Here is a 3,909-nt window from a genome sequence, read left to right as displayed (position 1 = left end):
ATTTATCAGCCACGCGGGCTGACCAAGCCGACGCGAGCTCTGTCTCGCGAATTACGGCTCAACGACTGCTGTTTTGCCGCCGCACCCAACGCGACGGCCGGCTCGAACTATGTCCGGAAACCGCGAAACTTGAACTTAGGACTTTGGACAGTTTTCTCTGCCAACTGCTCAGGCGCCCCTTCCTCGTTGGGCTGGGTCGACCAGATCGTTACCGGGAACCGGGCGGCCAGCAACCGTGTACCGTCGGAAGAAAATTCGAGAGCCCGCGGGGGGGCCGAGTTTTCCGTATCGAGGCGCACCAGTTCGCGCCAGGTAGCCACGTTCCACAGGCGGACCGTGTTGTCATAGCTGCCGGAGGCCAGCGTGCGGCCGTCGGGAGAAAACGCCACACACCAAACCCCATTGGCATGTCCCCTGAGTGTCTGAACCAGTTGGCCGGTGGCGGCATTCCAGATATGCACGTTCCCCTCGTGACTCGCCATGGCCAACAGTTCGGCAGTGGGCGAAAACGCCACGTCGAAAACTCTCCGCCAACCGATCGTCGTGGACGGATCGGGGTTCGACAGCACATGCCGCGTTTTCCAGGTGGCGGTGTACCAAATGCGGGCCGTGCCGTCGTAACTGGCGCTGGCCATAAGGCCGCCGTCGCGCGAGAAGGCAATCGCGGGACAATAGTGCTCGTGCCCCTCCAGCACGCGAACCGTGCGGCGCGCGGCGACGTCGTAGACCTTCAGGGGATGAGGGCCTTGGTTTCCGGAGGAAAATGAATTGAGTGAGCCAAAGCCGGCCGCCAGGAATCTGCCGTCGGGCGAGAAGGCCAGCGCGGCGACGATGCCGCCGAATTCGTCCGTCGTGAAATTGGGAATATCGGTTGTGCCCGGCAGGTCGGCCAGGCGCTCGCCGCCGTCGATATCCCACAGCTCGACGTGCGAAACATCCTTGGCCCCGCCATAGCCGACGGCCAGCAGCCGGCTGTCGGGAGAAAAGGCGACGCTATCTGGGAAAATTTGCGGATGCTGGTTGTGCGGCCTGAGAAACTCACGTACCGGCCGCCCGGTCGCCGCATCCCGCAGGCGAGGGTTGCCTGGCTCGGCCAGCGCCATCAGCAAGCCGTCCGGGGAGAATCTCGCTCTCATGCCGCCGATGCCCTCGATAGCTTGGTGGAGCGACGCGGTCGCCTGCGTGAGATTCCAGATCCGCGAGGTCTTGTCGTTGCTGGAACTGATCACCTGCTTTCCATCCAGCGCGAAACCCGCGCATGTGACTTGGCCCGTGTGCCCCGTCAAGGCGGTTGTTTGCGGCGCGGTTGTCTTGCCCGAAGTGGCCTCGTACTGGGCCTTGTAATCGGTCCAGACCTTGATCGAGCCGTCGACCGAGGCGGTCACCATGCTGTCGCCCTCGGCGTTGAAACCGATGGCGGAAACGCTCGACGCGTGATCGAAGAATTTGTCGTTCAGCCGGCGGCCGGTGGTGGTGTCGAACAACGCCACGTTGCCGGAGTAGTATTGGCTGACCGCCAGTGATTTTCCATCCGGAGTAAGCGCCAAGGCGCGCGTACTCCCCATGCCGGCGGAGTGCTTGTCCTGGAGCGTGGTGACTTCGCGCGCATCGGGGTTCATGCGGAAGACGGAGAAAGAAGCATCACTGTATTCGCCCCGCTGTCGCCCCACGGCGAGCGTCAAGCCGTCGGACGAAATCGACAGCGGTCCCGCGCCGGACAGCTTCGCGTCGGCAACCGCGATCGGCTTGCCGGTCGAGGCGTTCCACCAGCCGACCGTATCGTCGGCGGCGATCAGCATGCGGCTGTCGGGCGAGAAGATCAGGCCGAAGCGGGCCGCGGTCGGAAGCGGCCGTGTCACCTCTTTGCCGGTCGCCGTGTCGAGCAGCAGAACCGTGCCATTGAATGCCAAGGCCGCGCGGCGGCCATCGGGGGAGAGCGCCTTCGAGGCCCCCAGATAGCGGCCCTGTTTGAGATCGAGAGTCGGACGCGTCTCGCGGCGCGTCTTGGCGTCCCAGCGGCGCACCTGGCCGTCGTCGTCGAGAGTGACGAATTCACCCTCGGGCGTCAGCGTGTTGTCGACCACGGGCCGCTCGCCACCGGGAAAAATTGCCGCCCGGCTGTCGATCAGCCGCTTCAGATAGTGCCATTCGAAGCCGCGCAGATCGTCCGTAGCTCCGACACTCCGTGGCGGAGAATCCGTCGCCGCAGGCGACGGGCGATCGCCCCCGTCACGGAGTGCCTGGTCTACCGTAGGGTCGTGGTCCGACAGCCGGGCGAGCACTTGCGTGGCGTTGGCGTCCGCGTCGGCCAGCAGCCGGGCGGCCAACTGCACGTCGGTGGCATAGCGAAATTCGCGGCTGCGCCGCTCGGCCCGCTGAGCCACGTTGGCCAACCGCAAATTCTCCGCGGCCTTTTTTTGCGCTTCGCCCGTGGCCACGTCCAGCGCGTCGACCTTGTCGTGCAGCTCTACCTGGGTCGTCTTCAAACTTTGCACCGTGTTCGACAGCCGGCCGTTGACCGAGCGAAAGTAGCCGGCCGCGATCGTCGATCCAACCGCCAGCACGCACACCAGCACGCCGACCGCCGCCAGCGACGCGGCCAAACCCTTGTTGTGCCGGCTCCAGCGCACAACGTGCTCAAAAGTCGAGAGCCGCCGGGCATGAATCGGCTCGTCGTCGATGAACCGCCGCAGGTCGTCGGCCAGCTCCTGGGCCGTCGGGTAGCGATGCTTCGGATCGCGCTCGATCGCCTTGTGGACGATGGTTTGCAGATCGCGCGGAATTTCGGGGTTGCGCTTGGCCAATGGCTCGACCTGCCCGCTCAGCACCTGGTCGATGATCGCGTGCCGGCTGGTCGGCTCAACGGCCGGGCGCAGCGCCAGAAGCTCGTACAAAGTCAGCCCCAGGCTGTATGTTTCGCTCCGCGCGTCGGCGCGTCCCTTGAGAGTTTCCGGCGCCAGGTAGCGCAAGGTGCCCAGGATGTCGCCGGTTTGTGTCAGCCCGCGGTCGTCGTCGAGCTTGGCCAGTCCAAAATCGGTCACCCACACCGTGCCGCCCAGGTCGAGCAGCAGGTTCGAGGGCTTGATATCGCGGTGCAAGATGCCCTGGCCGTGGGCATAGTGCAGGGCTTCGGCCACCTGTACGCCGATGTGCGCCACGCTCTGCCAGTAGGTCCATCTGCGGTTCCTCTTCTCCGTGCCGCCCGAGCTGCCGGACAAGACCACGGACGGGTTGGAACCCGACAACGTATCCGACAGCCAGGAGGAGGGGCTTCCCAGCCCGTCACCGCCTGCCGCGTCATCGGGCGTGGGGCGGCCTTCCCAGGCCGTCTGTGGCGCAGCGCCCGACGAAGCGTGACGGGCCAGGAAGCCCGCCCCAGGCGGCTGTTCCACATCGCCCGGCTCATGGTCCACGGTTTCGTCGATGCGGCGCGGCTCGTCCGCCAAGGGCGGTTCATCCGCCGCCAACGAACGAAACTCGCCGTCGAGCAGCGATCGGGCCACGTCGGCCGCCGACACGTCGCGACGCCGCGCCTGCGCTCCGGCCGCTTCGACGGTCACGCCCGACGAGCCGGGCCGGAGTTTCATCCGCTTCAACTCGTCGAGCACCGCATCCAAGGCCAGCCCCTGGATGAACTGCATCACGTAGTAGCCCAGTCCGTTCTCTTCGCCGACGCCGAAGACGGGCACGATGTTGGTGTGGTGCAGTTTGGCCGCGGCCTTGGCCTCGCGCTGGAAGCGCGAGCGATGTTTGGGATTCGCGAGCAGCTCCTTGGGCAGCACCTTGACCGCCACGTGGCGGCCGAGCGACACCTGCTCGGCTTCGTAGACGATGCCCATGCCGCCGCGGCCCACCTCGCGGATGATGCGGTAATCGCCGAGTTGATCGGGCCGCGCGGCGCCGAGGGCG

Annotated in this window: 1 protein-coding gene; it reads right to left on the bottom strand. The window is 65.8% G+C overall.

Annotation, left to right across the window (positions count from 1 at the left end):
• Positions 1-107: 107 nt before the first annotated feature.
• Positions 108-3,909 (bottom strand): protein kinase (locus VNH11_12735; protein ID HVA47226.1); only part of this gene is annotated, 3,802 nt, incomplete at its 5' end.

This window comes from Pirellulales bacterium (assembly GCA_035533075.1).
Taxonomy (GTDB): domain Bacteria; phylum Planctomycetota; class Planctomycetia; order Pirellulales; family JAICIG01; genus DASSFG01.
This window is presented reverse-complemented; position numbering and strand designations above follow the sequence as displayed.